Annotated in this window: 29 protein-coding genes and 2 pseudogenes; 26 read left to right on the top strand and 5 right to left on the bottom strand. The window is 32.7% G+C overall.

Annotation, left to right across the window (positions count from 1 at the left end; translation table 11 throughout):
* Positions 1-9: 9 nt before the first annotated feature.
* The 20 genes and pseudogenes from NSS86_RS08740 to pepG1 all read left to right on the top strand — a co-directional run bounded on the left by NSS86_RS08740 (position 10) and on the right by pepG1 (position 18,661).
* Positions 10-1,197 (top strand): phage portal protein, encoded by a 1,188-nt coding sequence (locus tag NSS86_RS08740; RefSeq protein ID WP_000025274.1) that lies wholly within the window; start codon positions 10-12, stop codon positions 1,195-1,197.
* Positions 1,181-1,918: a head maturation protease, ClpP-related gene (locus tag NSS86_RS08735; protein ID WP_000642727.1), complete on the top strand. Its 738-nt coding sequence runs from the start codon at positions 1,181-1,183 to the stop codon at positions 1,916-1,918. The genes NSS86_RS08740 and NSS86_RS08735 overlap by 17 nt, the downstream gene beginning before the upstream one ends.
* 23 nt (positions 1,919-1,941) lie before the next feature.
* Positions 1,942-3,087: a phage major capsid protein gene (locus tag NSS86_RS08730; protein ID WP_000154559.1), complete on the top strand. Its 1,146-nt coding sequence runs from the start codon at positions 1,942-1,944 to the stop codon at positions 3,085-3,087.
* A gap of 19 nt (positions 3,088-3,106) precedes the next feature.
* The gene (locus NSS86_RS08725; RefSeq protein WP_000238236.1) at positions 3,107-3,391 is read left to right on the top strand and encodes a hypothetical protein; all 285 of its coding nucleotides are present in this window, start codon (positions 3,107-3,109) and stop codon (positions 3,389-3,391) included.
* A complete protein-coding gene (locus NSS86_RS08720) occupies positions 3,381-3,665 on the top strand; it encodes a phage head-tail connector protein (protein WP_000150938.1) in 285 nt (94 codons plus the stop codon). Before NSS86_RS08725 ends, NSS86_RS08720 begins: the two co-directional genes overlap by 11 nt.
* Positions 3,649-4,011: a head-tail adaptor protein gene (locus NSS86_RS08715; RefSeq protein WP_000755150.1), complete on the top strand. Its 363-nt coding sequence runs from the start codon at positions 3,649-3,651 to the stop codon at positions 4,009-4,011. The genes NSS86_RS08720 and NSS86_RS08715 overlap by 17 nt, the downstream gene beginning before the upstream one ends.
* Positions 4,008-4,412, top strand: coding sequence for an HK97 gp10 family phage protein (locus NSS86_RS08710; RefSeq protein ID WP_000114226.1), 405 nt, complete (start codon positions 4,008-4,010; stop codon positions 4,410-4,412). Before NSS86_RS08715 ends, NSS86_RS08710 begins: the two co-directional genes overlap by 4 nt.
* The gene (locus NSS86_RS08705; protein WP_000565498.1) at positions 4,409-4,816 is read left to right on the top strand and encodes a hypothetical protein; all 408 of its coding nucleotides are present in this window, start codon (positions 4,409-4,411) and stop codon (positions 4,814-4,816) included. The genes NSS86_RS08710 and NSS86_RS08705 overlap by 4 nt, the downstream gene beginning before the upstream one ends.
* Positions 4,817-5,461 carry a major tail protein gene (locus tag NSS86_RS08700; RefSeq protein ID WP_000268734.1) on the top strand — a complete coding sequence of 215 codons (645 nt, stop codon included), beginning with the start codon at positions 4,817-4,819 and terminating at the stop codon, positions 5,459-5,461.
* 35 nt (positions 5,462-5,496) lie between these two features.
* Positions 5,497-5,727: pseudogene (locus tag NSS86_RS08695) on the top strand (Ig-like domain-containing protein); the annotation flags it as partial.
* 49 nt (positions 5,728-5,776) lie between these two features.
* Positions 5,777-6,127 carry a hypothetical protein gene (locus tag NSS86_RS08690; protein WP_001096355.1) on the top strand — a complete coding sequence of 117 codons (351 nt, stop codon included), beginning with the start codon at positions 5,777-5,779 and terminating at the stop codon, positions 6,125-6,127.
* Positions 6,128-6,180: 53 nt separating this feature from the next.
* Entirely contained in the window at positions 6,181-6,315 is a 135-nt protein-coding gene (locus NSS86_RS08685; protein ID WP_000364140.1) for a hypothetical protein, read from the top strand.
* A gap of 56 nt (positions 6,316-6,371) precedes the next feature.
* Entirely contained in the window at positions 6,372-10,901 is a 4,530-nt protein-coding gene (locus NSS86_RS08680) for a phage tail tape measure protein (protein ID WP_001796452.1), read from the top strand.
* Positions 10,898-12,382: a phage tail domain-containing protein gene (locus NSS86_RS08675; protein WP_000567408.1), complete on the top strand. Its 1,485-nt coding sequence runs from the start codon at positions 10,898-10,900 to the stop codon at positions 12,380-12,382. Before NSS86_RS08680 ends, NSS86_RS08675 begins: the two co-directional genes overlap by 4 nt.
* 15 nt (positions 12,383-12,397) lie before the next feature.
* Positions 12,398-16,183, top strand: coding sequence for a phage tail spike protein (locus NSS86_RS08670; protein WP_000582169.1), 3,786 nt, complete (start codon positions 12,398-12,400; stop codon positions 16,181-16,183).
* Positions 16,173-16,325 carry a hypothetical protein gene (locus tag NSS86_RS08665; RefSeq protein WP_000654329.1) on the top strand — a complete coding sequence of 51 codons (153 nt, stop codon included), beginning with the start codon at positions 16,173-16,175 and terminating at the stop codon, positions 16,323-16,325. Before NSS86_RS08670 ends, NSS86_RS08665 begins: the two co-directional genes overlap by 11 nt.
* A 46-nt stretch (positions 16,326-16,371) precedes the next feature.
* Positions 16,372-16,659 carry a hypothetical protein gene (locus tag NSS86_RS08660; protein ID WP_001040255.1) on the top strand — a complete coding sequence of 96 codons (288 nt, stop codon included), beginning with the start codon at positions 16,372-16,374 and terminating at the stop codon, positions 16,657-16,659.
* A 55-nt stretch (positions 16,660-16,714) separates the two neighbouring features.
* Entirely contained in the window at positions 16,715-17,089 is a 375-nt protein-coding gene (locus NSS86_RS08655) for a hypothetical protein (protein WP_000340977.1), read from the top strand.
* Between the two features lie 437 nt (positions 17,090-17,526).
* Positions 17,527-18,282: a staphylococcal enterotoxin type P gene (gene sep, locus NSS86_RS08650; RefSeq protein ID WP_029729062.1), complete on the top strand. Its 756-nt coding sequence runs from the start codon at positions 17,527-17,529 to the stop codon at positions 18,280-18,282.
* Positions 18,283-18,526: 244 nt separating this feature from the next.
* Positions 18,527-18,661: a type I toxin-antitoxin system toxin PepG1 gene (gene pepG1, locus NSS86_RS08645; RefSeq protein ID WP_000226108.1), complete on the top strand. Its 135-nt coding sequence runs from the start codon at positions 18,527-18,529 to the stop codon at positions 18,659-18,661.
* Between the two features lie 52 nt (positions 18,662-18,713).
* Here pepG1 and NSS86_RS08640 read toward each other — a convergent pair whose 3' ends face one another.
* Positions 18,714-18,821, bottom strand: coding sequence for a hypothetical protein (locus NSS86_RS08640; RefSeq protein ID WP_031762631.1), 108 nt, complete (start codon positions 18,819-18,821; stop codon positions 18,714-18,716).
* 51 nt (positions 18,822-18,872) lie between these two features.
* On the opposite strand from NSS86_RS08640, the gene NSS86_RS08635 reads away from it, so the two are divergent.
* The 5 genes and pseudogenes from NSS86_RS08635 to scn all read left to right on the top strand — a co-directional run bounded on the left by NSS86_RS08635 (position 18,873) and on the right by scn (position 22,423).
* Positions 18,873-19,127: a phage holin gene (locus NSS86_RS08635; RefSeq protein WP_000611512.1), complete on the top strand. Its 255-nt coding sequence runs from the start codon at positions 18,873-18,875 to the stop codon at positions 19,125-19,127.
* 11 nt (positions 19,128-19,138) lie between these two features.
* Positions 19,139-19,894, top strand: coding sequence for a CHAP domain-containing protein (locus NSS86_RS08630; RefSeq protein ID WP_000861038.1), 756 nt, complete (start codon positions 19,139-19,141; stop codon positions 19,892-19,894).
* Positions 19,895-20,084: 190 nt separating this feature from the next.
* Positions 20,085-20,576 (top strand): staphylokinase, encoded by a 492-nt coding sequence (gene sak / locus NSS86_RS08625; RefSeq protein WP_000920038.1) that lies wholly within the window; start codon positions 20,085-20,087, stop codon positions 20,574-20,576.
* Positions 20,577-21,226: 650 nt separating this feature from the next.
* Positions 21,227-21,562: pseudogene (locus NSS86_RS08620) on the top strand (SH3 domain-containing protein); the annotation flags it as partial.
* A 510-nt stretch (positions 21,563-22,072) separates the two neighbouring features.
* Positions 22,073-22,423 carry a complement inhibitor SCIN-A gene (gene scn, locus NSS86_RS08615; protein WP_000702263.1) on the top strand — a complete coding sequence of 117 codons (351 nt, stop codon included), beginning with the start codon at positions 22,073-22,075 and terminating at the stop codon, positions 22,421-22,423.
* Between the two features lie 52 nt (positions 22,424-22,475).
* Here the strand turns inward: scn and NSS86_RS08610 are convergent, their stop codons facing one another.
* The 4 genes from NSS86_RS08610 to NSS86_RS08595 all read right to left on the bottom strand — a co-directional run bounded on the left by NSS86_RS08610 (position 22,476) and on the right by NSS86_RS08595 (position 23,795).
* The gene (locus NSS86_RS08610; RefSeq protein WP_001791826.1) at positions 22,476-22,736 is read right to left on the bottom strand and encodes a hypothetical protein; all 261 of its coding nucleotides are present in this window, start codon (positions 22,734-22,736) and stop codon (positions 22,476-22,478) included.
* On the bottom strand, positions 22,715-23,023 hold the full coding sequence (locus NSS86_RS08605) for a hypothetical protein (protein WP_001789576.1): 309 nt from the start codon (positions 23,021-23,023) through the stop codon (positions 22,715-22,717). The genes NSS86_RS08610 and NSS86_RS08605 overlap by 22 nt, the downstream gene beginning before the upstream one ends.
* 23 nt (positions 23,024-23,046) lie before the next feature.
* A complete protein-coding gene (locus tag NSS86_RS08600) occupies positions 23,047-23,226 on the bottom strand; it encodes a hypothetical protein (RefSeq protein ID WP_000669791.1) in 180 nt (59 codons plus the stop codon).
* 371 nt (positions 23,227-23,597) lie between these two features.
* Positions 23,598-23,795, bottom strand: a complete 198-nt coding sequence (locus NSS86_RS08595) for a phospholipase (RefSeq protein WP_000239610.1) — start codon at positions 23,793-23,795, stop codon at positions 23,598-23,600.
* A gap of 388 nt (positions 23,796-24,183) precedes the next feature.
* On the opposite strand from NSS86_RS08595, the gene eap reads away from it, so the two are divergent.
* Positions 24,184-25,617 carry an extracellular adherence protein Eap/Map gene (gene eap, locus NSS86_RS08590; RefSeq protein ID WP_001558588.1) on the top strand — a complete coding sequence of 478 codons (1,434 nt, stop codon included), beginning with the start codon at positions 24,184-24,186 and terminating at the stop codon, positions 25,615-25,617.
* The last annotated feature ends 1 nt before the right edge of the window (position 25,618 follow it).

Raw genomic sequence — 25,618 nt, 5'->3', positions numbered from 1 at the left:
AGGTGAGACATGAGTATTCTAGAAAAGATATTTAAAACTAGGAAAGATATAACATATATGCTTGATTTAGATATGATAGAAGATCTATCACAACAAGCGTATGTGAAACGTTTAGCGATTGATAGTTGTATTGAATTTGTTGCGCGAGCTGTCGCTCAAAGTCATTTTAAAGTATTGGAAGGTAATAGAATTCAAAAGAATGATGTTTACTACAAGTTAAATATAAAACCAAATACTGACTTATCAAGCGATAGTTTTTGGCAACAAGTTATATATAAACTAATTTATGATAACGAGGTTTTAATCGTAGTAAGTGACAGCAAAGAATTACTTATCGCAGATAGCTTTTACAGAGAAGAGTACGCTTTGTATGATGATATATTCAAAGATGTAACGGTTAAAGATTATACTTATCAACGTACTTTCACAATGCAAGAGGTCATATATTTAAAGTACAACAACAATAAAGTGACACACTTTGTAGAAAGTCTATTCGAAGATTACGGGAAAATATTCGGAAGAATGATAGGTGCACAATTAAAAAACTATCAAATAAGAGGGATTTTGAAATCTGCCTCTAGCGCATATGACGAAAAGAATATAGAAAAATTACAAGCGTTCACAAATAAATTATTCAATACTTTTAATAAAAATCAACTAGCAATCGCGCCTTTGATAGAAGGTTTTGATTATGAGGAATTATCTAATGGTGGTAAGAATAGTAACATGCCTTTTTCTGAATTGAGTGAGCTAATGAGAGATGCAATAAAAAATGTTGCGTTGATGATTGGTATACCTCCAGGTTTGATTTACGGAGAAACAGCTGATTTGGAAAAAAACACGCTTGTATTTGAGAAGTTCTGTTTAACACCTTTATTAAAAAAGATTCAGAACGAATTAAACGCGAAACTCATAACACAAAGCATGTATTTGAAAGATACAAGAATAGAAATTGTCGGTGTGAATAAAAAAGACCCACTTCAATATGCTGAAGCAATTGACAAACTTGTAAGTTCTGGTTCATTTACAAGGAATGAGGTGCGGATTATGTTAGGTGAAGAACCATCAGACAATCCTGAATTAGACGAATACCTGATTACTAAAAACTACGAAAAAGCTAACAGTGGTGAAAATGATGAAAAAGAAAAAGATGAAAACACTTTGAAAGGTGGTGATGAAGATGAAAGCGGAGATTAAAGGCGTCATCGTTTCCAACGAAGATAAATGGGTTTACGAAATGCTTGGTATGGATTCGACTTGTCCTAAAGATGTTTTAACACAACTAGAATTTAGTGATGAAGATGTTGATATTATAATTAACTCAAATGGTGGTAACCTAGTAGCTGGTAGTGAAATATATACACATTTAAGAGCTCATAAAGGCAAAGTGAATGTTCGTATCACAGCAATAGCAGCAAGTGCGGCATCGCTTATCGCAATGGCTGGTGACCACATCGAAATGAGTCCGGTTGCTAGAATGATGATTCACAATCCTTCAAGTATTGCGCAAGGAGAAGCGAAAGATCTAAATCATGCTGCAGAAACATTAGAACATGTTGGTCAAATAATGGCTGAGGCATATGCGGTTAGAGCTGGTAAAAACAAACAAGAACTTGTAGAAATGATGGCTAGGGAAACGTGGCTAAATGCTGATGAAGCCATTGAACAAGGTTTTGCGGATAGTAAAATGTTTGAAAACGACAATATGCAAATTGTAGCAAACAATACACAAGTGTTATCGAAAGATGTATTAAATCGTGTAACAGCTTTGGTAAGTAAAACGCCAGAGGTTAACATTGATATTGACGCAATAGCAAATAAAGTAATTGAAAAAATAAATATGAAAGAAAAGGAATCAGAAATCGATGTTGCAGATAGTAAAGTATCAGCAAATGGATTTTCAAGATTCCTTTTTTAATACAAAAAATAGGAGGTCATAAAATGACTATAAATTTATCGGAAACATTCGCAAATGCGAAAAACGAATTTATTAATGCAGTAAACAACGGTGAACCGCAAGAAAGACAAAATGAATTGTACGGTGACATGATTAACCAACTATTTGAAGAAACTAAATTACAAGCAAAAGCAGAAGCTGAAAGAGTTTCTAGTTTACCTAAATCAGCACAATCTTTGAGTGCAAACCAAAGAAGTTTCTTCATGGATATCAATAAAAACGTTAACTATAAAGAAGAAAAACTTTTGCCAGAAGAAACAATTGATAGAATTTTTGAAGATTTGACGACGAATCATCCGTTATTAGCTGATTTAGGTATTAAAAACGCTGGTTTGCGTTTGAAGTTCTTAAAATCTGAAACTTCTGGCGTAGCCGTTTGGGGTAAAATCTATGGTGAAATTAAAGGTCAATTAGATGCTGCGTTCAGTGAAGAAACAGCAATTCAAAATAAATTGACAGCGTTTGTTGTTTTACCAAAAGATTTAAATGATTTTGGTCCTGCGTGGATTGAAAGATTTGTTCGTGTTCAAATCGAAGAAGCATTTGCAGTGGCGCTTGAAACTGCGTTCTTAAAAGGTACTGGTAAAGACCAACCAATCGGCTTAAACCGTCAAGTACAAAAAGGTGTATCGGTAACTGAGGGTGCTTATCCAGAGAAAGAAGAACAAGGTACGCTTACATTTGCTAATCCGCGCGCTACGGTTAATGAATTGACGCAAGTGTTTAAATACCACTCAACTAACGAGAAAGGTAAATCAGTAGCGGTTAAAGGTAATGTAACAATGGTTGTTAATCCGTCCGATGCTTTTGAGGTTCAAGCACAGTATACACATTTAAATGCAAATGGCGTATATGTTACTGCTTTACCATTTAATTTGAATGTTATCGAGTCTACAGTCCAAGAAGCAGGTAAGGTTTTAACGTACGTTAAAGGTTTATATGATGGTTATTTAGCTGGTGGTATTAATGTTCAGAAATTTAAAGAAACACTTGCGTTAGATGATATGGATTTATACACTGCAAAACAATTTGCTTACGGCAAAGCGAAAGATAATAAAGTTGCTGCTGTTTGGAAATTAGATTTAAAAGGACATAAGCCAGCTTTAGAAGGTACCGAAGAAACACTATAAAATTTTATGAGGTGATAAAATGGTGAAATTTAAAGTTGTTAGAGCTTTTAAAGACATAGAGCACAATCAACACAAGTACAAAGTAGGGGAGTTGTATCCAGCTGAAGGGTATAACAATCCTCGTGTTGAATTGTTGACAAATCAAATCAAAAATAAGTACGACAAAGTTTATATCGTACCTTTAGATAAGCTGACAAAACAAGAATTATTAGAACTATGCGAATCATTACAAAAAAAAGCGTCTAGTTCAATGGTTAAAAGTGAAATCGTCGACTTATTGAATGGTGAAGACAATGACGATTGATGATTTGCTTGTCAAATTTAAATCACTTGAAAGGATTGACCATAATTCAGAGGATGAGTACTTAAAGCAGTTGTTAAAAATGTCGTACGAGCGTATAAAAAATCAGTGCGGAGTTTTTGAATTAGAGAATTTAATAGGTCAAGAATTGATACTTATACGCGCTAGATATGCTTATCAAGATTTATTAGAACACTTCAACGATAATTACAGACCTGAAATAATAGATTTTTCGTTATCTCTAATGGAGGTATCAGAAGATGAAGAAAGTGTTTAAAAAACCTAGAATTACAACTAAACGTTTAAATACTCGTGTTCATTTTTATAAGTATACTGAAAATAATGGTCCAGAAGCTGGAGAAAAAGAAGAAAAATTATTATATAGCTGTTGGGCGAGTATTGATGGTGTCTGGTTACGTGAATTAGAACAAGCTATCTCAAACGGAACCCAAAATGACATTAAATTGTATATTCGTGATCCGCAAGGTGATTATTTACCCAGTGAAGAACATTATCTTGAAATTGAATCAAGATATTTCAAAAATCGTTTGAATATAAAGCAAGTATCACCAGATTTGGATAATAAAGACTTTATTATGATTCGTGGAGGATATAGTTCATGAGTGTGAAAGTGATAGGTGATAAAGCATTAGAAAGAGAATTAGAAAAACGTTTTGGCATAAAAGAGATGGTAAAAGTTCAAGATAAGGCGTTAATAGCTGGTGCTAAGGTAATTGTTGAAGAAGTAAAAAAACAACTAAAGCCCTCAAAAGATACGGGAGCATTAATTAATGAGGTAAGTTTTAGTAAACCTGAATGGATAAACGGAAAACGTACAATTACTGTTCATTGGCGAGGTTCTAAAGACCGTTATAAAATCGTACATTTAATTGAATATGGACACGTTCAAAAAGGAACAGGTAAATTTATCAAACCTAAAGCTATGGGCGGTGTTAATAGAGCAATAAGACAAGGGCAAAATAAGTATTTTGAGACGCTAAAAAGGGAGTTGAAAAAATTGTGATTGATATTTTGTACAAAGTTCATGAAGTGATTAGTCAAGACAGAATTATTAGAGAGCACGTAAATATCAATAATATTAAGTTCAATAAATACCCTAATGTAAAAGATACTGATGTACCTTTTATTGTTATTGACGATATCGACGACCCAATACCTACAACTTATACTGACGGAGATGAGTGTGCATATAGTTATATTGTCCAAATAGATGTTTTTGTTAAGTACAATGATGAATATAATGCGAGAATCATAAGAAATAAGATATCTAATCGCATTCAAAAGTTATTATGGTCTGAACTAAAAATGGGAAATGTTTCAAATGGAAAACCGGAATATATAGAAGAATTTAAAACATATAGAAGCTCTCGCGTTTACGAGGGCATTTTTTATAAGGAGGAAAATTAAATGGCAGTAAAACATGCAAGTGCGCCAAAGGCGTATATTAACATTACTGGTTTAGGTTTCGCTAAATTAACGAAAGAAGGCGCGGAATTAAAATATAGTGATATTACAAAAACAAGAGGATTACAAAAAATTGGTGTTGAAACTGGAGGAGACTTGAAAACAGCATATGCTGATGGTGGTCCAATCGAATCAGGGAACACAGACGGAGAAGGTAAAATTTCGTTACAAATGCATGCTTTCCCTAAAGAGATTCGCAAAATAGTATTCAATGAAGAGTATGATGAAGACGGTGTTTATAAAGAAACTCAAGGTAAACAAAACAACTATGTAGCAATTTGGTTCAGACAAGAGCGTCGAGACGGCACATTTAGAACGGTTTTATTACCTAAAGTCATGTTTACAAATCCTAAAATCGATGGAGAAACGGCTGAGAAAGATTGGGATTTCTCAAGTGAAGAGGTTGAAGGTGAGGCACTTTTCCCTTTAGTTGATAATAAAAAGTCAGTACGTAAGTATATCTTTGATTCAGCTAACATGACAAATCATGATGGAGACGGTGAAAAAGGCGAAGAGGCTTTCTTAAAGAAAATTTTAGGCGAAGAATATACTGGAAACGTGACAGAGGATAGCGAAGAAACTTTGTAACGAAACCGGCTTCATCGGAAACTGCGGTAAAGTCGGTTAATATACCAGATAGCATTAAAACACTTAAAGTTGGCGACACATACGATTTAAATGTTGTAGTAGAGCCATCTAATCAAAGTAAGTTATTGAAATACACAACAGATCAAACGAATATTGTATCAATCAATAGTGATGGTCAAGTTACTGCGGAAGCACAAGGCATTGCTACGGTTAAAGCAACAGTTGGTAATATGAGTGACACTATAACAATAAATGTAGAAGCATAAGAGGGGGCAACCCCTCTATTTTATTTGAAAATAAGGAGAGTATTATAAAATGGCAAAATTAAAACGTAACATTATTCAATTAGTAGAAGACCCGAAAGCAAATGAAATTAAATTACAAACGTACTTAACACCACACTTCATTTCATTTGAAATTGTATACGAAGCAATGGATTTAATCGATGATATTGAGGACGAAAATAGCACGATGAAACCAAGAGAAATCGCTGACAGATTGATGGATATGGTTGTAAAAATTTACGATAACCAATTCACAGTTAAAGACCTAAAAGAACGTATGCATGCACCTGATGGAATGAATGCACTTCGTGAACAAGTAATTTTCATTACTCAAGGTCAGCAAACTGAGGAAACTAGAAATTTTATCCAGAACATGAAATAAAGCCTGAAGATTTAACATATAAAGCAATGTTGAAAAATATGGATACTCTCATGATGGACTTAATTGAAAATGGTAAAGACGCTAACGAAGTTTTAAAAATGCCATTTCATTATGTACTTTCCATATATCAAAATAAAAACAATGACATTTCTGAAGAAAAAGCAGAGGCTTTAATTGATGCGTTTTAACCTTAACCGTTTGGTTAGGGTTATTTTTTTGAACTTTTTTAGAAAGGAGGTAAAAAATGGGAGAAAGAATAAAAGGTTTATCTATAGGTTTGGATTTAGATGCAGCAAATTTAAATAGATCATTTGCAGAAATCAAACGAAACTTTAAAACTTTAAATTCTGACTTAAAGTTAACCGGTAACAACTTCAAATATACCGAAAAATCAACTCATAGTTACAAACAAAGGATTAAAGAACTTGATGGAACTATCACAGGTTATAAGAAAAACGTTGATGATTTAGCCAAGCAATATGGCAAGGTATCTCAAGAACAGGGCGAAAACAGCGCGGAAGCTCAAAAATTACGACAAGAATATAACAAACAAGCAAATGAGCTGAATTTTTTAGAAAAAGAACTAGAAAAAACAACAACTGAGTTTGAAGAGTTCAAAAAAGCTCAAGTTGAAGCTCAAAGAATGGCAGAAAGTGGCTGGGGAAAAACCAGTAAAGTTTTTGAAAGTATGGGACCTAAATTAACAAAAATGGGTGATGGTTTAAAATCCATTGGTAAAGGTTTGATGATTGGTGTTACCGCACCTGTTTTAGGTATTGCAGCAGCATCAGGAAAAGCTTTTGCAGAAGTTGATAAAGGTTTAGATACAGTTACCCAAGCAACAGGAGCAACCGGCGGAGAGCTTAAGAAGTTGCAGAATTCATTTAAAGATGTTTATGGCAACTTTCCAGCAGATGCTGAGACTGTAGGCGGTGTTTTAGGGGAAGTTAACACAAGGTTAGGTTTCACTGGCAAAGAACTTGAGAGTGCCACAGAGTCATTCTTGAAATTTAGTCACATAACAGGTTCTGAAGGCGTACAAGCCGTTCAATTAATTACGCGTGCAATGGGTGATGCAGGTATTGAAGCTGATGAGTATCAAAGTGTACTTGATATGGTAGCGAAAGCAGCACAGGCTAGCGGTATAAGTGTTGATACATTAGCTGATAGCATTACTAAATACGGTGCTCCAATGAGGGCTATGGGCTTTGAGATGAAAGAATCAATCGCTTTATTCTCTCAATGGGAGAAATCAGGTGTTAATACTGAAATAGCCTTCAGTGGTTTGAAAAAAGCTATATCCAATTGGGGTAAAGCTGGTAAAAATCCAAGAGAAGAATTTAAGAAGACATTAGCAGAAATTGAAAAGACGCCGGATATAGCTAGCGCAACAAGTTTAGCGATTGAAGCATTTGGTGCAAAAGCAGGTCCTGATTTAGCAGATGCTATTAAAGGTGGTCGTTTTAGTTATCAAGAATTTTTAAAAACTATCGAAGATTCCCAAGGCACAGTAAATCAAACGTTTAAAGATTCTGAAAGTGGCTCCGAAAGATTTAAAGTAGCAATGAATAAATTAAAATTAGTAGGTGCTGATGTATGGACTTCTATTGAAAGTGCGTTTGCACCAGTAATGGAAGAATTAATCAAAAAGCTATCTATAGCGGTTGATTGGTTTTCCAATTTAAGTGATGGTTCTAAAAGATCAATTGTTATTTTCGGTGGTATTGCTGCTGCAATTGGTCCTGTAGTTTTTGGATTAGGCGCATTTATAAGTACAATTGGCAATGCAGTAACTGTATTAGCCCCACTATTAGCTGGTATTGCAAAGGCTGATGGATTAATTAGTTTTTTATCGACTAAAGTACCTATATTAGGAACTGTCTTCACGGCTTTAACTGGTCCAATTGGCATTGTATTAGGTGTTTTGGCTGGCTTAGCAGTCGCATTTACAATTGCTTATAAGAAATCTGAAACTTTCAGAAATTTTGTTAATGGTGCAATTGAAAGTGTTAAACAAACATTTAGTAATTTTATTCAATTTATTCAACCTTTCATTGATTCTGTTAAAAACATCTTTAAACAAGCGATATCAGCAATAGTTGATTTTGCTAAAGATATTTGGAGTCAAATTAATGGATTCTTTAATGAAAACGGAATTTCTATTGTTCAAGCGCTTCAAAATATATGCAATTTTATCAAAGCTATATTTGAATTTATTATAAATTTTGTAATTAAACCAATCATGTTCGCGATTTGGCAAGTGATGCAATTTATTTGGCCGGCGGTTAAAGCTTTAATTGTCAGTACTTGGGAGAATATAAAAGGTGTGATACAAGGAGCTTTAAATATCATACTAGGTTTAATTAAGTTCTTCTCAAGTTTATTTACTGGAGATTGGCGAGGAGTTTGGGATGCGATTGTTATGATTCTTAAAGGAGTCGTTCAATTAATATGGAATTTAATTCAATTATGGTTTGTAGGCAAAATACTTGGCGTTGTTAGGTACTTTGGCGGATTGCTAAAAGGATTAATAGCAGGTATTTGGGACGTAATAAAAAGTATATTCAGTAAATCTTTATCAGCAATTTGGAATGCGACAAAAAGTATTTTTGGATTCTTATTTAATAGTGTCAAATCAATTTTCACGAATATGAAAAATTGGTTATCTAATACTTGGAGTAGTATCCGTACGAATACGATAGGAAAAGCGCAGTCATTATTTAGTGGCGTCAAATCAAAATTTACTAATTTATGGAATGCGACGAAAGAAATTTTTAGTAATTTAAGAAATTGGATGTCAAATATTTGGAATTCCATTAAAGATAATACGGTAGGAATTGCTAGCCGTTTATGGAGTAAGGTACGTGGAATTTTTACAAATATGCGTGACGGCTTACAAAGTATTATCAGCAAAATTAAAAGTCATATCGGCGGTATGGTAGATGCTATTAAAAAAGGACTTAATAAATTAATCGACGGTTTAAACTGGGTCGGTGGTAAGTTGGGCATGGATAAAATACCTAAGTTACATACTGGTACAGAGCACACACATACTACTACAAGATTAGTTAAGAACGGTAAGATTGCACGTGACACATTCGCTACAGTTGGAGATAAGGGACGCGGAAATGGTCCAAATGGTTTTAGAAACGAAATGATTGAATTCCCTAATGGTAAACGTGTAATCACACCAAATACAGATACTACTGCTTATTTACCTAAAGGCTCAAAAGTATATAACGGTGCACAAACTTATTCAATGTTAAACGGAACTCTTCCAAGATTTAGTTTAGGTACTATGTGGAAAGATATTAAGTCCGGTGCATCATCAGCATTTAACTGGACAAAAGATCAAATAGGTAAAGGTACCAAATGGCTTGGCGATAAAGTTGGCGATGTTTTAGATTTTATTGAAAATCCAGGAAAACTTTTAAATTATATACTTGAAGCTTTTGGAATTGATTTCAATTCTTTAACTAAAGGAATGGGAATTGCAGGCGACATAACAAAAGCTGCATGGTCTAAGATTAAGAAAAGTGCTACTGATTGGATAAAAGAAAATTTAGAAGCTATGGGCGGTGGCGATTTAGTCGGCGGAATATTAGACCCTGACAAAATTAATTATCATTATGGACGTACCGCAGCTTATACCGCTGCAACTGGAAGACCATTTCATGAAGGTGTCGATTTTCCATTTGTATATCAAGAAGTTAGAACGCCTATGGGTGGTAGACTTACAAGAATGCCGTTTATGTCTGGTGGTTATGGTAACTATGTAAAAATTACTAGTGGCGTTATCGATATGCTATTTGCGCATTTGAAAAACTTTAGCAAATCACCACCTAGTGGCACGATGGTAAAGCCCGGCGATGTTGTTGGTTTAACTGGTAATACCGGATTTAGTACAGGACCACACTTACATTTTGAAATGAGGAGAAACGGACGCCATTTTAACCCTGAACCATATTTAAGAAATGCAAAGAAAAAAGGTAGGTTATCAATTGGTGGCGGTGATGCTACTTCTGGAAGTGGTGCAACTTATGCCAGCCGAGTAATCCGACAAGCGCAAAGTATTTTAGGAGGACGTTATAAAGGTAAGTGGATTCATGACCAGATGATGCGAGTTGCAAAGCGTGAAAGCAACTATCAATCAAATGCAGTGAATAATTGGGATATTAATGCTCAAAGAGGAGACCCGTCTAGAGGATTATTCCAAATTATCGGCTCAACTTTTAGAGCTAACGCTAAACGAGGGTACACTAATTATAATAATCCAGTACATCAAGGTATCTCAGCAATGCAGTACATTGTTAGACGATATGGTTGGGGTGGTTTTAAACGTGCTGGTGATTACGCATATGCTACAGGTGGAAAAGTTTTTGATGGTTGGTATAACTTAGGTGAAGACGGTCATCCAGAATGGATTATTCCAACAGATCCAGCTCGTAGAAATGATGCAATGAAGATTTTGCATTATGCAGCAGCAGAAGTAAGAGGGAAAAAAGCGAGTAAAAATAAGCGTCCTAGCCAATTATCAGACTTAAACGGGTTTGATGATCCTAGCTTATTATTGAAAATGATTGAACAACAGCAACAACAAATAGCTTTATTACTGAAAATAGCACAATCTAACGATGTGATTGCAGATAAAGATTATCAGCCGATTATTGACGAATACGCTTTTGATAAAAAGGTGAACGCGTCTATAGAAAAGCGAGAAAGGCAAGAATCAACAAAAGTAAAGTTTAGAAAAGGAGGAATTGCTATTCAATGATAGACACTATTAAAGTGAACAACAAAACAATTCCTTGGTTGTATGTCGAAAGAGGGTTTGAAATACCCTCTTTTAATTATGTTTTAAAAACAGAAAATGTAGATGGACGTTCGGGGTCTATATATAAAGGGCGTAGGCTTGAATCTTATAGTTTTGATATACCTTTGGTGGTACGTAATGACTATTTATCTCACAACGGCATTAAAACACATGATGACGTCTTGAATGAATTAGTAAAGTTTTTTAACTACGAGGAACAAGTTAAATTACAATTCAAATCTAAAGATTGGTACTGGAACGCTTATTTCGAAGGACCAATAAAGCTGCACAAAGAATTTACAATACCTGTTAAGTTCACTATCAAAGTAGTACTAACAGACCCTTACAAATATTCAGTAACAGGAAATAAAAATACTGCGATTTCAGACCAAGTTTCAGTTGTAAATAGTGGGACTGCTGACACTCCTTTAATTGTTGAAGCCCGAGCAATTAAACCATCTAGTTACTTTATGATTACTAAAAATGATGAAGATTATTTTATGGTTGGTGATGATGAGGTAACCAAAGAAGTTAAGGATTACATGCCTCCTGTTTATCATAGTGAGTTTCGTGATTTCAAAGGTTGGACTAAGATGATTACTGAAGATATTCCAAGTAATGACTTAGGTGGTAAGGTCGGCGGTGACTTTGTGATATCCAATCTTGGCGAAGGATATAAAGCAACTAATTTTCCTGATGCAAAAGGTTGGGTTGGTGCTGGCACGAAACGAGGGCTCCCTAAAGCGATGACAGATTTTCAAATTACCTATAAATGTATTGTTGAACAAAAAGGTAAAGGTGCCGGAAGAACAGCACAACATATTTATGATAGTGATGGTAAGTTACTTGCTTCTATTGGTTATGAAAATAAATATCATGATAGAAAAATAGGACATATTGTTGTTACGTTGTATAACCAAAAAGGAGACCCCAAAAAGATATACGACTATCAGAATAAACCGATAATGTATAACTTGGATAGAATCGTTGTTTATATGCGGCTCAGAAGAGTAGGTAATAAATTTTCTATTAAAACTTGGAAATTTGATCACATTAAAGACCCAGATAGACGTAAACCTATTGATATGGATGAGAAAGAGTGGATAGATGGCGGTAAGTTTTATCAGCGTCCAGCTTCTATCATAGCTATCTATAGTGCGAAGTATAACGGTTATAAGTGGATGGAGATGAATGGATTAGGTTCATTCAATACGGAGATTCTACCGAAACCGAAAGGCGCAAGGGATGTCATTATACAAAAAGGTGATTTAGTGAAAATAGATATGCAAGCAAAAAGTGTTGTCATCAATGAGGAACCAATGTTGAGCGAGAAATCGTTTGGAAGTAATTATTTCAATGTTGATTCTGGGTACAGTGAATTAATCATACAACCTGAAAACGTCTTTGATACGACGGTTAAATGGCAAGATAGATATTTATAGAAAGGAGATGAGAGTGTGATACATGTTTTAGATTTTAACGACAAGATTATAGATTTCCTTTCTACTGATGACCCTTCCTTAGTTAGAGCGATTCATAAACGTAATGTTAATGACAATTCAGAAATGCTTGAACTGCTCATATCATCAGAAAGAGCTGAAAAGTTCCGTGAACGACATCGTGTTATTATAAGGGATTCAAACAAACAATGGCGTGAATTTATTATTAACTGGGTTCAAGATACGATGGACGGCTACACAGAGATAGAATGTATAGCGTCTTATCTTGCTGATATAACAACAGCTAAACCGTATGCACCAGGAAAATTTGAGAAAAAGACAACTTCAGAAGCATTGAAAGATGTGTTGAGCGATACAGGTTGGGAAGTTTCTGAACAAACCGAATACGATGGCTTACGTACTACGTCATGGACTTCTTATCAAACTAGATATGAAGTTTTAAAGCAATTATGTACAACCTATAAAATGGTTTTAGATTTTTATATTGAGCTTAGCTCTAATACCGTCAAAGGTAGATATGTAGTACTCAAAAAGAAAAACAGCTTATTCAAAGGTAAAGAAATTGAATATGGTAAAGATTTAGTCGGGTTAACTAGGAAGATTGATATGTCAGAAATCAAAACAGCATTAATTGCTGTGGGACCTGAAAATGACAAAGGGAAGCGTTTAGAGCTAGTTGTGACAGATGACGAAGCGCAAAGTCAATTCAACCTACCTATGCGCTATATTTGGGGGATATATGAACCACAATCAGATGATCAAAATATGAATGAAACACGATTAAGTTCTTTAGCCAAAACAGAGTTAAATAAACGTAAGTCGGCAGTTATGTCATATGAGATTACTTCTACTGATTTGGAAGTTACGTATCCGCACGAGATTATATCAATTGGCGATACAGTCAGAGTAAAACATAGAGATTTTAACCCGCCATTGTATGTAGAGGCAGAAGTTATTGCTGAAGAATATAACATAATTTCAGAAAATAGCACATATACATTCGGTCAACCTAAAGAGTTCAAAGAATCAGAATTACGAGAAGAGTTTAACAAGCGATTAAACCTAATACACCAAAAATTAAACGACAATATTAGCAATATCAATACTATAGTAAAAGATGTTGTAGATGGTGAATTAGAATACTTTGAACGCAAAATTCATAAAAGTGATACACCGCCAGAAAATCCAGTCAATGATACGCTTTGGTATGATACAAGTAACCCTGATGTTGCTGTCTTGCGTAGATATTGGAATGGTCGATGGATTGAAGCAACACCAAATGATGTTGAAAAATTAGGTGGTATAACAAGAGAGAAAGCGCTATTCAGTGAATTAAACAATATTTTTATTAATTTATCTATACAACACGCTAGTCTTTTGTCAGAAGCTACAGAATTACTGAATAGCGAGTACTTAGTAGATAATGATTTGAAAGCGGACTTACAAGCAAGTTTAGACGCTGTGATTGATGTTTATAATCAAATTAAAAATAATTTAGAATCTATGACACCCGAAACTGCAACGATTGGTCGGTTGGTAGATACAAAAACTTTATTTCTTGAGTATAGAAAGAAATTACAAGATGTTTATACAGATGTAGAAGATGTCAAAATCGCCATTTCAGATAGATTTAAATTATTACAGTCACAATACACTGATGAAAAATATAAAGAAGCGTTGGAAATAATAGCAACAAAATTTGGTTTAACGGTGAATGAAGATTTGCAGTTAGTCGGAGAACCTAATGTTGTTAAATCAGCTATTGAAGCAGCTAGAGAATCCACAAAAGAACAATTACGTGACTATGTAAAAACATCGGACTATAAAACAGACAAAGACGGTATTGTTGAACGTTTAGATACTGCTGAAGCTGAGAGAACGACTTTAAAAGGTGAAATCAAAGATAAAGTTACGTTAAACGAATATCGAAACGGATTGGAAGAACAAAAACAATATACTGATGACCAGTTAAGTGATTTGTCCAATAATCCTGAGATTAAAGCAAGTATTGAACAAGCAAATCAAGAAGCGCAAGAAGCTTTAAAATCATACATTGATGCTCAAGATAATCTTAAAGAGAAGGAATCGCAAGCGTATGCTGATGGTAAAATTTCGGAAGAAGAGCAACGCGCTATACAAGATGCTCAAGCTAAACTTGAAGAGGCAAAACAAAACTCAGAACTAAAGGCTAGAAACGCTGAAAAGAAAGCTAATGCTTATACAGACAACAAGGTCAAAGAAAGCACAGATGCACAGAGGAGAACACTGACTCGCTATGGTTCTCAAATTATACAAAATGGTAAGGAAATCAAATTAAGAACTACTAAAGAAGAGTTTAATGCAACCAATCGTACACTTTCAAATATATTAAACGAGATTGTCCAAAACGTTACAGATGGAACAACAATCAGATATGATGATAACGGAGTGGCTCAAGCTTTAAATGTGGGGCCACGTGGTATTAGATTAAATGCTGATAAAATTGATATTAACGGTAATAGAGAAATAAACCTTCTTATCCAAAATATGCGAGATAAAGTAGATAAAACCGATATTGTCAACAGCCTTAATTTATCAAGAGAGGGTCTTGATATCAATGTTAATAGAATTGGAATTAAAGGCGGTAACAATAACAGATATGTTCAAATACAGAATGATTCTATTGAACTAGGTGGTATTGTGCAACGAACTTGGAAAGGCAAACGATCAACCGATGATATATTCACACGTCTTAAAGATGGACATCTAAGGTTTAGAAATAATACCGCAGGCGGTTCACTTTATATGTCACATTTTGGTATTTCAACATATATTGATGGAGAAGGCGAAGACGGAGGTTCATCCGGTACTATTCAATGGTGGGATAAAACTTACAGTGATAGCGGTATGAATGGCATAACAATCAATTCCTATGGTGGTGTCGTTGCACTAACGTCAGATAATAATCGGGTTGTTCTGGAGTCTTACGCTTCATCGAATATCAAAAGCAAACAGGCACCGGTGTATTTATATCCAAACACAGACAAAGTGCCTGGATTAAACCGATTTGCATTCACGCTGTCTAATGCAGATAATGCTTATTCGAGTGACGGTTATATTATGTTTGGTTCTGATGAGAACTATGATTACGGTGCGGGTATCAGGTTTTCTAAAGAAAGAAATAAAGGTCTTGTTCAAATTGTTAATGGACGATATGCAACAGGTGGAGATACAACAATCGAAGCAGGGTATGGCAAATTTAATATGCTGAAACGACGTGATGGTAATAGGTATATTCATATACAGAGTACAGACCTACTGTCTGTAGGTTCAGATGATGCAGGAGATAGGATAGCTTCTAACTCAATTTATAGACGTACTTATTCGGCCACAGCTAATTTGCATATTACTTCTGCTGGCACAATTGGGCGTTCGACATCAGCGCGTAAATACAAGTTATCTATCGAAAATCAATATAACGATAGAGATGAACAACTGGAACATTCAAAAGCTATTCTTAACTTACCTATTAGAACGTGGTTTGATAAAGCTGAGTCTGAAATTTTAGCTAGAGAGCTGAGAGAAGATAGAAAATTATCGGAAGACACCTATAAACTTGATAGATACGTAGGTTTGATTGCTGAAGAGGTGGAGAATTTAGGATTAAAAGAGTTTGTCACGTATGATGACAAAGGAGAAATTGAAGGTATAGCGTATGATCGTCTATGGATTCATCTTATCCCTGTTATCAAAGAACAACAACTAAGAATCAAGAAATTGGAGGAGTCAAAGAATGAAGGATAACAAACAAGGATTACAAGCTAATCCTGAATATACAATTCATTATTTATCACAGGAAATTATGAGGTTAACACAAGAAAACGCGATGTTAAAAGCGTATATACAAGAAAATAAAGAAAATCAACAATGTGCTGAGGAAGAGTAATCCTTAGCACTATTTTTATACAAAAATTTAAGGAGGTCATTTAATTATGGCAAAAGAAATTATCAACAATACAGAAAGGTTTATTTTAGTACAAATCGACAAAGAAGGTACAGAACGTGTAGTATATCAAGATTTCACAGGAAGTTTTACAACGTCCGATTCAGCAAGTTATGCACAAGATTTTAAATCTGAGGAAAACGCTAAAAAGATTGCTGAAACTTTAAATCTTTTATATCAATTAACAGGCAATCAAAACGGTGTGAAAGTTGTGAAAGAAGTTGTGGATAGAACTGACTTGTCATCTGATAAATCAGTTGATAGCGAAACAATGTAACTATACTAAGTTATGAGCATTACGCTCATAGCTTTCTTAGAAAGTAGGTGTAGTTTTGGATGATATTCAGAAAATAAAAAAAGAGCTTTCTGAATTAGTTGAACGTGTTGATGATGTTGAAATACTAGCAAATGAAACAGCTGATCATGTGCTTGAACTTAGAGAGGAACATAAGCAACATCATAATGAACTAAGAGAATCTCATAAAGAACTTAAAGATAAGCAAGATAAAGTTGTAGATGAGAATTTAGAGCAAACAAAGATATTAAACAGAATTGAAGAAAGATATCAAACGCAAGTAGATGTTGCGCAAAAAAATGAAGAAAAGACACTCGCCCAAAATAAATGGCTCGTAGGTGCCATATGGGCGCTTGTAACAATTGTTATGATTGCAGTCATTACTGCATCAATTACTGCGTTATTACCTTAAGGGAGGTGGACATAATGAGTTGGGCAAGATGGTTATCATGTTATTTGTATGGTCGTAAATGTAAATAATGTTTTTGGTCAGTGCATCGGCACTGGCTTTTTATTTTGATTGAAAAGAGGTACGTACATGGTATTACACAGCTCAAAAGACAGGAAGCATACTGCAAGTGAAGTTGGGAAGTGTTGTCAATACCAAGTAAGTAAGATATCTGAAATGTATAATAGAGTAAAAATGAAATCTTTTTATTATATTATAGACAAGTATAAAAAAGGTATAGTAATATATGTATGTATAAGTAAATAATGATCATTCCATAATTATTGTATATAACTAATAATTACTTCAACAAAAATAATCTATTATACAAATATTTCGGATAATAACAAGTTTATATGGAATTATGCTTTAGAGGTGAGTAAAATAAAAAAACAACATTTATACTACTTTCATTTATTGCCCTAACGTTGATAACAAGTCCATTTGTAAATTGTAGCGAGAAAAGCGAAGAAATAAATGGAAAAGATTTGCAAAAAAAGTCTGAATTGCAGGGAACTGCTTTAAGCAATCTTAGACAAACCTATTATCATAATGGAAGTGCTATAATTGAAAATAAAGAGAGTAATGATCAATTTTTAAAGAACACTATATTGTTTAATGATTTTTTTACAGGTCATCAATGGTATAATGATTTATTAGTAGACCTTGGTTCAAAAGACACCGCCAATATATACAAAGGGAAAAAAGTGGATTTATATGGTGTTTATTATGGTTATCAATGTACTGGGGGTACACCATTCAAAACAGCTTGTATGTATGGCGGTGTAACGTTACATGATAATAATCAATTGGAGGAAGAAAAGAAAGTACCGATTAACTTATGGATAGATGGTAAACAAAATACAGTACCTTTGGGAACGGTTAAAACTAATAAAAAAGAAGTAACTGTTCAGGAGCTAGACCTTCAGTCAAGACATTATTTACATGAAACATATAATTTATATAACACAGATGCATTTAATGGAAAAATACAAAGAGGATTAATTGAGTTTCACCCTTCTTCTGGTGATTCGGTTGGTTATGATTTATTTGGTGCTCAAGGACAATATCCAGATACACAGTTGAGGATATATAGAGATAATAAAACGATTAAGTCTAAAAATATGCATATTGATATATATTTATATACAACTTGAGTGAAATTTTGGCTGAAAAAATTTAAAATCTATAAAAAGTACCATAAGTTATTTTATTACTATACTTAAAACATTCACTTTTTTACTGCTGTTTGTAAGTTTTATAAAAAATTTCTATAGATAGTTTTGAACAAAGCGAGAATAATCTGAAAGTATACAAGCAGTAAAAAAAGTATATGTGCTATAATATGCTTTGAGCAAGTTGGATAGATGGTGGCTATCTGAGTATAAGGAGGTGGTGCCTATGGTGGCATTACTGAAATCTTTAGAAAGGAGACGCCTAATGATTACAATTAGTACCATGTTGCAGTTTGGTTTATTCCTTATTGCATTGATAGGTCTAGTAATCAAGCTTATTGAATTAAGCAATAAAAAATAACCATCGCTAACTTTGGCTGGTTTCGATGGTTAAATGGTTATTAATTTAATCTTTAATCTAAAATAGCCACCGTCTTTTTAACGGGCTCACTAGGGTAACATGTTTGCGCATGTTGCCCTTTTTCTATATATAAATTAACACACCATAATATAAATATCAAATAGACGGCTTATTGGTCGTCTTTTTATTTTGGATAAAAGGAGATAAGAATATGATTAATTGGAAAATTAGAATGAAACAAAAATCATTTTGGGTAGCGATATTGTCAGCTATCTTTTTATTTGCTCAAAACATCGCCAAAGCTATTGGGTATGATATTCAAGTTTATACAGAGCAATTAACAGACGGTTTAAACGCTATATTAGGATTTTTAGTATTAACTGGTGTGATTCAAGACCCGACTACTAAAGGTATAGGTGATAGCCACCAAGCTTTAGAATATGAAGAACCAAGAAGAAAATACTAGGAGGTAAAATAATGAAAACATACAGTGAAGCAAGAGCAAGGTTACGTTGGTATCAAGGTAGATATATTGATTTTGACGGTTGGTATGGTTACCAATGTGCAGATTTAGCAGTTGATTACATTTATTGGTTGTTAGAAATTAGAATGTGGGGAAATGCAAAAGATGCAATCAATAACGATTTTAAAAACATGGCAACAGTATATGAAAACACACCATCGTTTGTTCCACAAATAGGTGATGTGGCTGTATTTACCAAAGGAATATATAAACAATACGGTCATATTGGTTTAGTGTTTAATGGTGGTAATACAAATCAATTTTTAATTTTGGAACAGAACTATGACGGTAACGCAAATACGCCTGCAAAGTTACGTTGGGATAATTATTACGGCTGTACTCACTTTATTAGACCTAAGTATAAAAGTGAGGGCTTAATGAATAAGATCACAAATAAAGTTAAACCACCTGCTCAAAAAGCAGTCGGTAAATCTGCAAGTAAAATAACAGTTGGAAGTAAAGCGCCTTATAACCTTAAATGGTCAAAAGGTGCTTATTTTAATGCGAAAATCGACGGCTTAGGTGCTACTTCAGCCACTAGATACGGTGATAATCGTACTAACTATAGATTCGATGTTGGACAGGCTGTATACGCGCCTGGAACATTAATATATGTGTTTGAAATTATAGATGGTTGGTGTCGCATTTATTGGAACAATCATAATGAGTGGATATGGCATGAGAGATTGATTGTGAAAGAAGTGTTTTAATTCTTAGGTTAAAATGTTAAATATTTGTTAATTATTTTTTAATGTAAGTTTAGTTTCTTTTAATATTTTATTGATTTTTAATATTTTCTCAATATAAAATGAAGTTGTTGATATTTATCATCTTAAATAAGGGTGTTAGCTATAAAAAGAGATAAATAAAAACAAATATATTATATTTGGAGGAAGCGCCATGCTCAAAAGAAGTTTATTATTTTTAACTGTTTTATTGTTATTATTCTCATTTTCTTCAATTACTAATGAGGTAAGTGCATCAAGTTCATTCGACAAAGGAAAATATAAAAAAGGTGATGACGCGAGTTATTTTGAACCAACAGGCCCGTATTTGATGGTAAATGTGACTGGAGTTGATGGTAAAGGAAATGAATTGCTATCCCCTCATTATGTCGAGTTTCCTATTAAACCTGGGACTACACTTACAAAAGAAAAAATTGAATACTATGTCGAATGGGCATTAGATGCGACAGCATATAAAGAGTTTAGAGTAGTTGAATTAGATCCAAGCGCAAAGATCGAAGTCACTTATTATGATAAGAATAAGAAAAAAGAAGAAACGAAGTCTTTCCCTATAACAGAAAAAGGTTTTGTTGTCCCAGATTTATCAGAGCATATTAAAAACCCTGGATTCAACTTAATTACAAAGGTTGTTATAGAAAAGAAATAAAACAAAATAGTTGTTTATTATAGAAAGCAATGTCTTGATTGAATATGTGTAGTGAAAATTATCTTTCATCAAATTCTCATTCATGCACGAATGGTTCTTCCCCACCTAATCAGATATTAGGTGACTTATGGGGAGAAATCAGTTAGGATGAAAAAGTGGATAATCCTTTTTTAGGCAGGTACTTCGGTACTTGCCTATTTTTTTATGTTATAATCTTTCTAGACGTATTCAAAGGACGTCTTTTTAGATTGTATGTTATAGCTAGCTTTCGGGCTAGTTTTTTGCTATGATGTGTTACACATGCATCAACTATTTACATCTATCCTTGTTCACCCAAGCATGTCACTGGGTGTTTTTTTCTTATGATAGAGAGCATAGTTTTCATACTACTCCCCCGTAGTATATATGACTTTAGCATTCCCGTATAATAGTTTACGGGGTGCTTTTTATGTTATAATTAAGTGTATATAGTAGGAGTGAACTATATAGCCTGTTAAGTGGCCTAGTAACCTAACACTTATCCTGCAATTGATATCCTTTTTGCCCTTCACTCGATACATATATCTCAACAACATAGAAATATTACAGTCGCTACACCGCATCTTAAATGGTGTGGTTATTTTTATTGGAAGTGTGTATCAGGTATCAGTAATGTTAAAACACCAGCTAAAAATGAAAAGAATTCACCAGTGCCAGCAGGTTATACACTCGATAAAAACAATGTACCGTATAAAAAAGAGACTGGTTATTACACAGTTGCCAATGTTAAAGGTAATAACGTGAGGGATGGCTATTCAACTAATTCAAGAATTACAGGTGTATTACCCAATAACGCAACGATCAAATATGACGGCGCATATTGCATTAATGGCTATAGATGGATTACTTATATTGCTAATAATGGACAACGTTGTTATATAGCGACAGGAGAGGTAGACAAGGCAGGTAATAGAATAAGCAGTTTTGGTAATTTTAGCGCACTTTAAAAAAAAGTGTGTAAAGTTTCATATGAAGTTAATTAATTTATTATAGAATAGTTTGAAATTATGCTATAATCATTTTAGACACAGCAATGTGTTCAAATTTTCATCTATTCATAAGCTAGCCTTCGGGCTAGTTTTTTTGTGCTATATATTTGTTTTAATTAAATAAAATTAGATAATGCAATAGTAGCCATTTTATGTTAATATTACCTTGGGCGTTTTCAAGGAGCGCCTTTCATTTTTTATGTATTGCTCCCCTTCGGGCTAGTATATTAAATTTATTTTTGCGCTTTCCAAATCAATGTATATGTGTTATATTGTTTATGGGAAGTAGGTAAGCATTTCGGTGCTTACCTTTTTTTGTTTTTCTATAAATACAATAAGGTATGTCAATTTGATAATTTATTAATTTTCATTTAATAAGAAGATCTATATAGTTAATGAATAATTAATGTACTTTTTTTTAGTTAGTCATTAAAATAAATTAGTACTAATTACTAAGGAGAATAAAAAATGAAAATTAGAAAATCTATACTTGCGGGAACTTTAGCAATCGTTTTAGCATCACCACTAGTAACTAATCTAGATAAAAATGAGGCACAAGCTAGCACAAGCTTGCCAACATCGAATGAATATCAAAACGAAAAGTTAGCTAATGAATTAAAATCGTTATTAGATGAACTAAATGTTAATGAATTAGCTACTGGAAGTTTAAACACTTATTATAAGCGAACTATAAAAATTTCAGGTCAAAAAGCAATGTATGCTCTTAAGTCAAAAGACTTTAAGAAAATGTCAGAAGCAAAATATCAACTTCAAAAGATTTATAATGAAATTGACGAAGCACTAAAAAGTAAATATTAAAAAAACCACCCGTAAAAGGGTGGTTTTAATTTTCTAGATAATATAAAAGTGTTCATAAATAAAACAGTATAGGTAAACAATAAAGTATTGAAAAAAGTAAGTTTAATATGAAAATTGTTAAATGAACGACATCTTTTGTTTTTATAAATATCAAGAAAATAATCAAACTCAAAATAAATAACGTAACTGTAGTCATAGGCGTCCATACATAATCAGCATTAGTCATTAAGAATGGTGCGGCCATTATGAAAAAATTTATAATGCAGATGAAATAGACAATTAGACTATAAATTAGGTAAATAACAATACACACCCTTCATAAATAAATAATTTAAATCCTATATATTTTAACAAAAGTAAAACACAGAAGTGTAGAAAATAAAAAATATTGGTAAATAAAATCAATAAGTTTAACCAATATGTTGCTCGCTTCATACCGTATATTGCAACAAAAATTCCGATCAAGAAAAATATAGCCCCTATGATAAAACAGAAATCCGATGCTGAATTATTAAAAAATGAGGTGTTTAGAGTTAGAAAATGAGTTAATGAGTTGACTATAACTAATAAGATATTAATTATATTTGTATGGTTCTTCACATGATACCTCCAAGTAAAAAAATCTAATTAATAAAGTGAATGCTTGATGAACAAGCAGTTATTCCAAACAGAATCAATAAGAAAAGTAGAATCAACATGCTAATGCCCCATAAACAACCCTTTTCACTTTCACTATTATTAATTTCTTGACTTCTTTTAAAGATATTATTACTTTTACATTCTTTAGTTGTTTTAAATTTCACGTTTTTATTACTTCCTTTTGTTTAAAAGTTTACAATGAATTTTTGATTATAATAATATATTCAAAATAGTACTATCTAGTTTGATATGTCAAGCAATATTATTATAAAATTGGAATTCTGAGTTGTCTACTCTAATTTATTATATTTACCTATAAAAATACACCTCAAAAAATAGATTTTTCAGTCTAGCTTTTGGGGTGTACATTCCACACAAACATGTGATTATTTTGATGTTTCTATTAAACTTGTAATTTTAAATTTAAAGTCCCTAAAAAGTCCCTAAAATTTTATTTTATATGAGGTATTATTGATAATGATAAAGTTATAAACCTTGATATTATGCTGTTTTACTTTTTGAATGATAAGTAATTTTATGTTAAAAGTCTCCAGTTTGGATACAAAACGGTCGATAACATATAAACGTTATGACTAACTAACTTCAAATCAGTATCATCTTTCTTAGATTCGGCTTTGGCACTATTGTCAGTAAGTGCACCAACTAATAATAAATTTGCTAATGCAAGTGTTGCAACTTTTTTTAGTGAATTGGATTTTGTTTTTTTTACCATCATTATCACTCCTTTTATATAGCTTACAACAAAATAGATGCAAAATTGATTAACTAAATTTAAATTAATTATTAAATCGAATTTATATTTTTAAGTAAATGTTTTTTGAGTATAAAGATGCTGTAAATATAATCGACAAATATAATCGGAATTAAGAAATGAAGATTGTTATGACATTTAAGTTTGAAACTTGGTATAAACAAAATCAAACAACATTTTAGGTATTGTAAATTAGTTAGTTAATCAAAATTAAAAGAACTTTTAACAGTGTTAAAAAATTATTGTTAAAGATAATTTATTATTAATATTCAGTTAATTCAAAAAATAGAGAAAGTCTGGCTATAATAAAGTTGCAATCACGAATTACATAAAAAAGGAGAGATAATTTATGAAATTTAAGTCATTGATTACAACAACATTAGCATTAGGCGTTATAGCATCAACAGGAGCAAACTTTAATACTAACGAAGCATCTGCCGCAGCTAAGCCATTAGATAAATCATCAAGTACATTACACCATGGACATTCTAACATCCAGATTCCATATACAATTACTGTGAACGGTACAAGCCAAAACATTTTATCAAGCTTAACATTTAATAAGAATCAAAATATTAGTTATAAAGATATAGAGAATAAAGTTAAATCAGTTTTATACTTTAATAGAGGTATTAGTGATATCGATTTAAGACTTTCAAAGCAAGCGGAATATACGGTTCATTTTAAAAATGGAACAAAAAGAGTTATCGATTTGAAATCAGGTATCTACACAGCTGACTTAATCAATACAAGTGACATTAAAGCTATCAGTGTTAACGTAGATACTAAAAAGCAACCTAAAGATAAAGCTAAAGCAAATGTTCAAGTGCCATATACAATCACAGTGAACGGCACAAGCCAAAACATTTTATCAAACCTAACATTTAATAAAAATCAAAATATTAGTTACAAAGATTTAGAGGGTAAAGTTAAATCAGTTTTAGAATCAAATAGAGGTATTACTGATGTTGATTTAAGACTTTCGAAGCAAGCGAAATATACAGTTAATTTTAAAAATGGAACGAAGAAAGTTATCGATTTGAAATCAGGTATTTACACAGCGAATTTAATCAATTCAAGTGATATTAAAAGTATCAATATTAACGTAGATACAAAAAAACATATCGAAAATAAAGCTAAAAGAAACTATCAAGTTCCATATTCAATTAATCTAAATGGTACATCTACAAACATTTTATCGAATCTTTCATTTTCAAATAAACCTTGGACAAATTACAAAAATTTAACTAGTCAAATAAAATCAGTACTGAAGCATGATAGAGGTATTAGTGAACAAGATTTAAAATATGCTAAGAAAGCTTATTATACTGTTTATTTTAAAAATGGTGGTAAAAGAATCTTACAGTTAAATTCAAAAAATTACACAGCAAACTTAGTTCATGCGAAAGATGTTAAGAGAATTGAAATTACTGTTAAAACAGGAACTAAAGCGAAAGCAGACAGATATGTACCATACACAATTGCAGTAAATGGCACATCAACACCAATTTTATCAAAACTAAAAATTTCGAATAAACAATTAATTAGTTACAAATATTTAAACGACAAAGTGAAATCTGTATTAAAAAGTGAAAGAGGTATCAGTGATCTTGACTTAAAATTTGCGAAACAAGCAAAATATACAGTATATTTCAAAAATGGAAAGAAACAAGTAGTGAATTTAAAATCAGACATCTTTACACCTAATTTATTTAGTGCCAAAGATATTAAAAAGATTGATATTGATGTAAAACAATACACTAAATCAAAAAAAAATAAATAAA

It is taken from the genome of Staphylococcus sp. FSL W8-0056 (genome assembly GCF_037963075.1).
Taxonomy (GTDB): domain Bacteria; phylum Bacillota; class Bacilli; order Staphylococcales; family Staphylococcaceae; genus Staphylococcus; species Staphylococcus aureus.
The sequence above is the reverse complement of the archived record's forward strand: the minus strand, read 5'-3'. Positions and strand labels throughout refer to the sequence as shown.

Excerpts from the sequence above, each read along its gene's own strand:
- NSS86_RS08740 (WP_000025274.1), top strand. The coding sequence starts at position 10 with ATGAGTATTCTAGAAAAGATATTTAAAACTAGGAAAGATATAACATAT.
- NSS86_RS08735 (WP_000642727.1), top strand. The coding sequence starts at position 1,181 with ATGAAAGCGGAGATTAAAGGCGTCATCGTTTCCAACGAAGATAAATGG.
- NSS86_RS08730 (WP_000154559.1), top strand. The coding sequence starts at position 1,942 with ATGACTATAAATTTATCGGAAACATTCGCAAATGCGAAAAACGAATTT.
- NSS86_RS08725 (WP_000238236.1), top strand. The coding sequence starts at position 3,107 with ATGGTGAAATTTAAAGTTGTTAGAGCTTTTAAAGACATAGAGCACAAT.
- NSS86_RS08720 (WP_000150938.1), top strand. The coding sequence starts at position 3,381 with ATGACGATTGATGATTTGCTTGTCAAATTTAAATCACTTGAAAGGATT.
- NSS86_RS08715 (WP_000755150.1), top strand. The coding sequence starts at position 3,649 with ATGAAGAAAGTGTTTAAAAAACCTAGAATTACAACTAAACGTTTAAAT.
- NSS86_RS08710 (WP_000114226.1), top strand. The coding sequence starts at position 4,008 with ATGAGTGTGAAAGTGATAGGTGATAAAGCATTAGAAAGAGAATTAGAA.
- NSS86_RS08700 (WP_000268734.1), top strand. The coding sequence starts at position 4,817 with ATGGCAGTAAAACATGCAAGTGCGCCAAAGGCGTATATTAACATTACT.
- NSS86_RS08690 (WP_001096355.1), top strand. The coding sequence starts at position 5,777 with ATGGCAAAATTAAAACGTAACATTATTCAATTAGTAGAAGACCCGAAA.
- NSS86_RS08685 (WP_000364140.1), top strand. The coding sequence starts at position 6,181 with ATGGACTTAATTGAAAATGGTAAAGACGCTAACGAAGTTTTAAAAATG.
- NSS86_RS08680 (WP_001796452.1), top strand. The coding sequence starts at position 6,372 with ATGGGAGAAAGAATAAAAGGTTTATCTATAGGTTTGGATTTAGATGCA.
- NSS86_RS08675 (WP_000567408.1), top strand. The coding sequence starts at position 10,898 with ATGATAGACACTATTAAAGTGAACAACAAAACAATTCCTTGGTTGTAT.
- NSS86_RS08665 (WP_000654329.1), top strand. The coding sequence starts at position 16,173 with ATGAAGGATAACAAACAAGGATTACAAGCTAATCCTGAATATACAATT.
- NSS86_RS08660 (WP_001040255.1), top strand. The coding sequence starts at position 16,372 with ATGGCAAAAGAAATTATCAACAATACAGAAAGGTTTATTTTAGTACAA.
- pepG1 (WP_000226108.1), top strand. The coding sequence starts at position 18,527 with ATGGTGGCATTACTGAAATCTTTAGAAAGGAGACGCCTAATGATTACA.
- NSS86_RS08635 (WP_000611512.1), top strand. The coding sequence starts at position 18,873 with ATGATTAATTGGAAAATTAGAATGAAACAAAAATCATTTTGGGTAGCG.
- NSS86_RS08630 (WP_000861038.1), top strand. The coding sequence starts at position 19,139 with ATGAAAACATACAGTGAAGCAAGAGCAAGGTTACGTTGGTATCAAGGT.
- sak (WP_000920038.1), top strand. The coding sequence starts at position 20,085 with ATGCTCAAAAGAAGTTTATTATTTTTAACTGTTTTATTGTTATTATTC.
- scn (WP_000702263.1), top strand. The coding sequence starts at position 22,073 with ATGAAAATTAGAAAATCTATACTTGCGGGAACTTTAGCAATCGTTTTA.
- NSS86_RS08595 (WP_000239610.1), bottom strand. The coding sequence starts at position 23,795 with ATGGTAAAAAAAACAAAATCCAATTCACTAAAAAAAGTTGCAACACTT.
- eap (WP_001558588.1), top strand. The coding sequence starts at position 24,184 with ATGAAATTTAAGTCATTGATTACAACAACATTAGCATTAGGCGTTATA.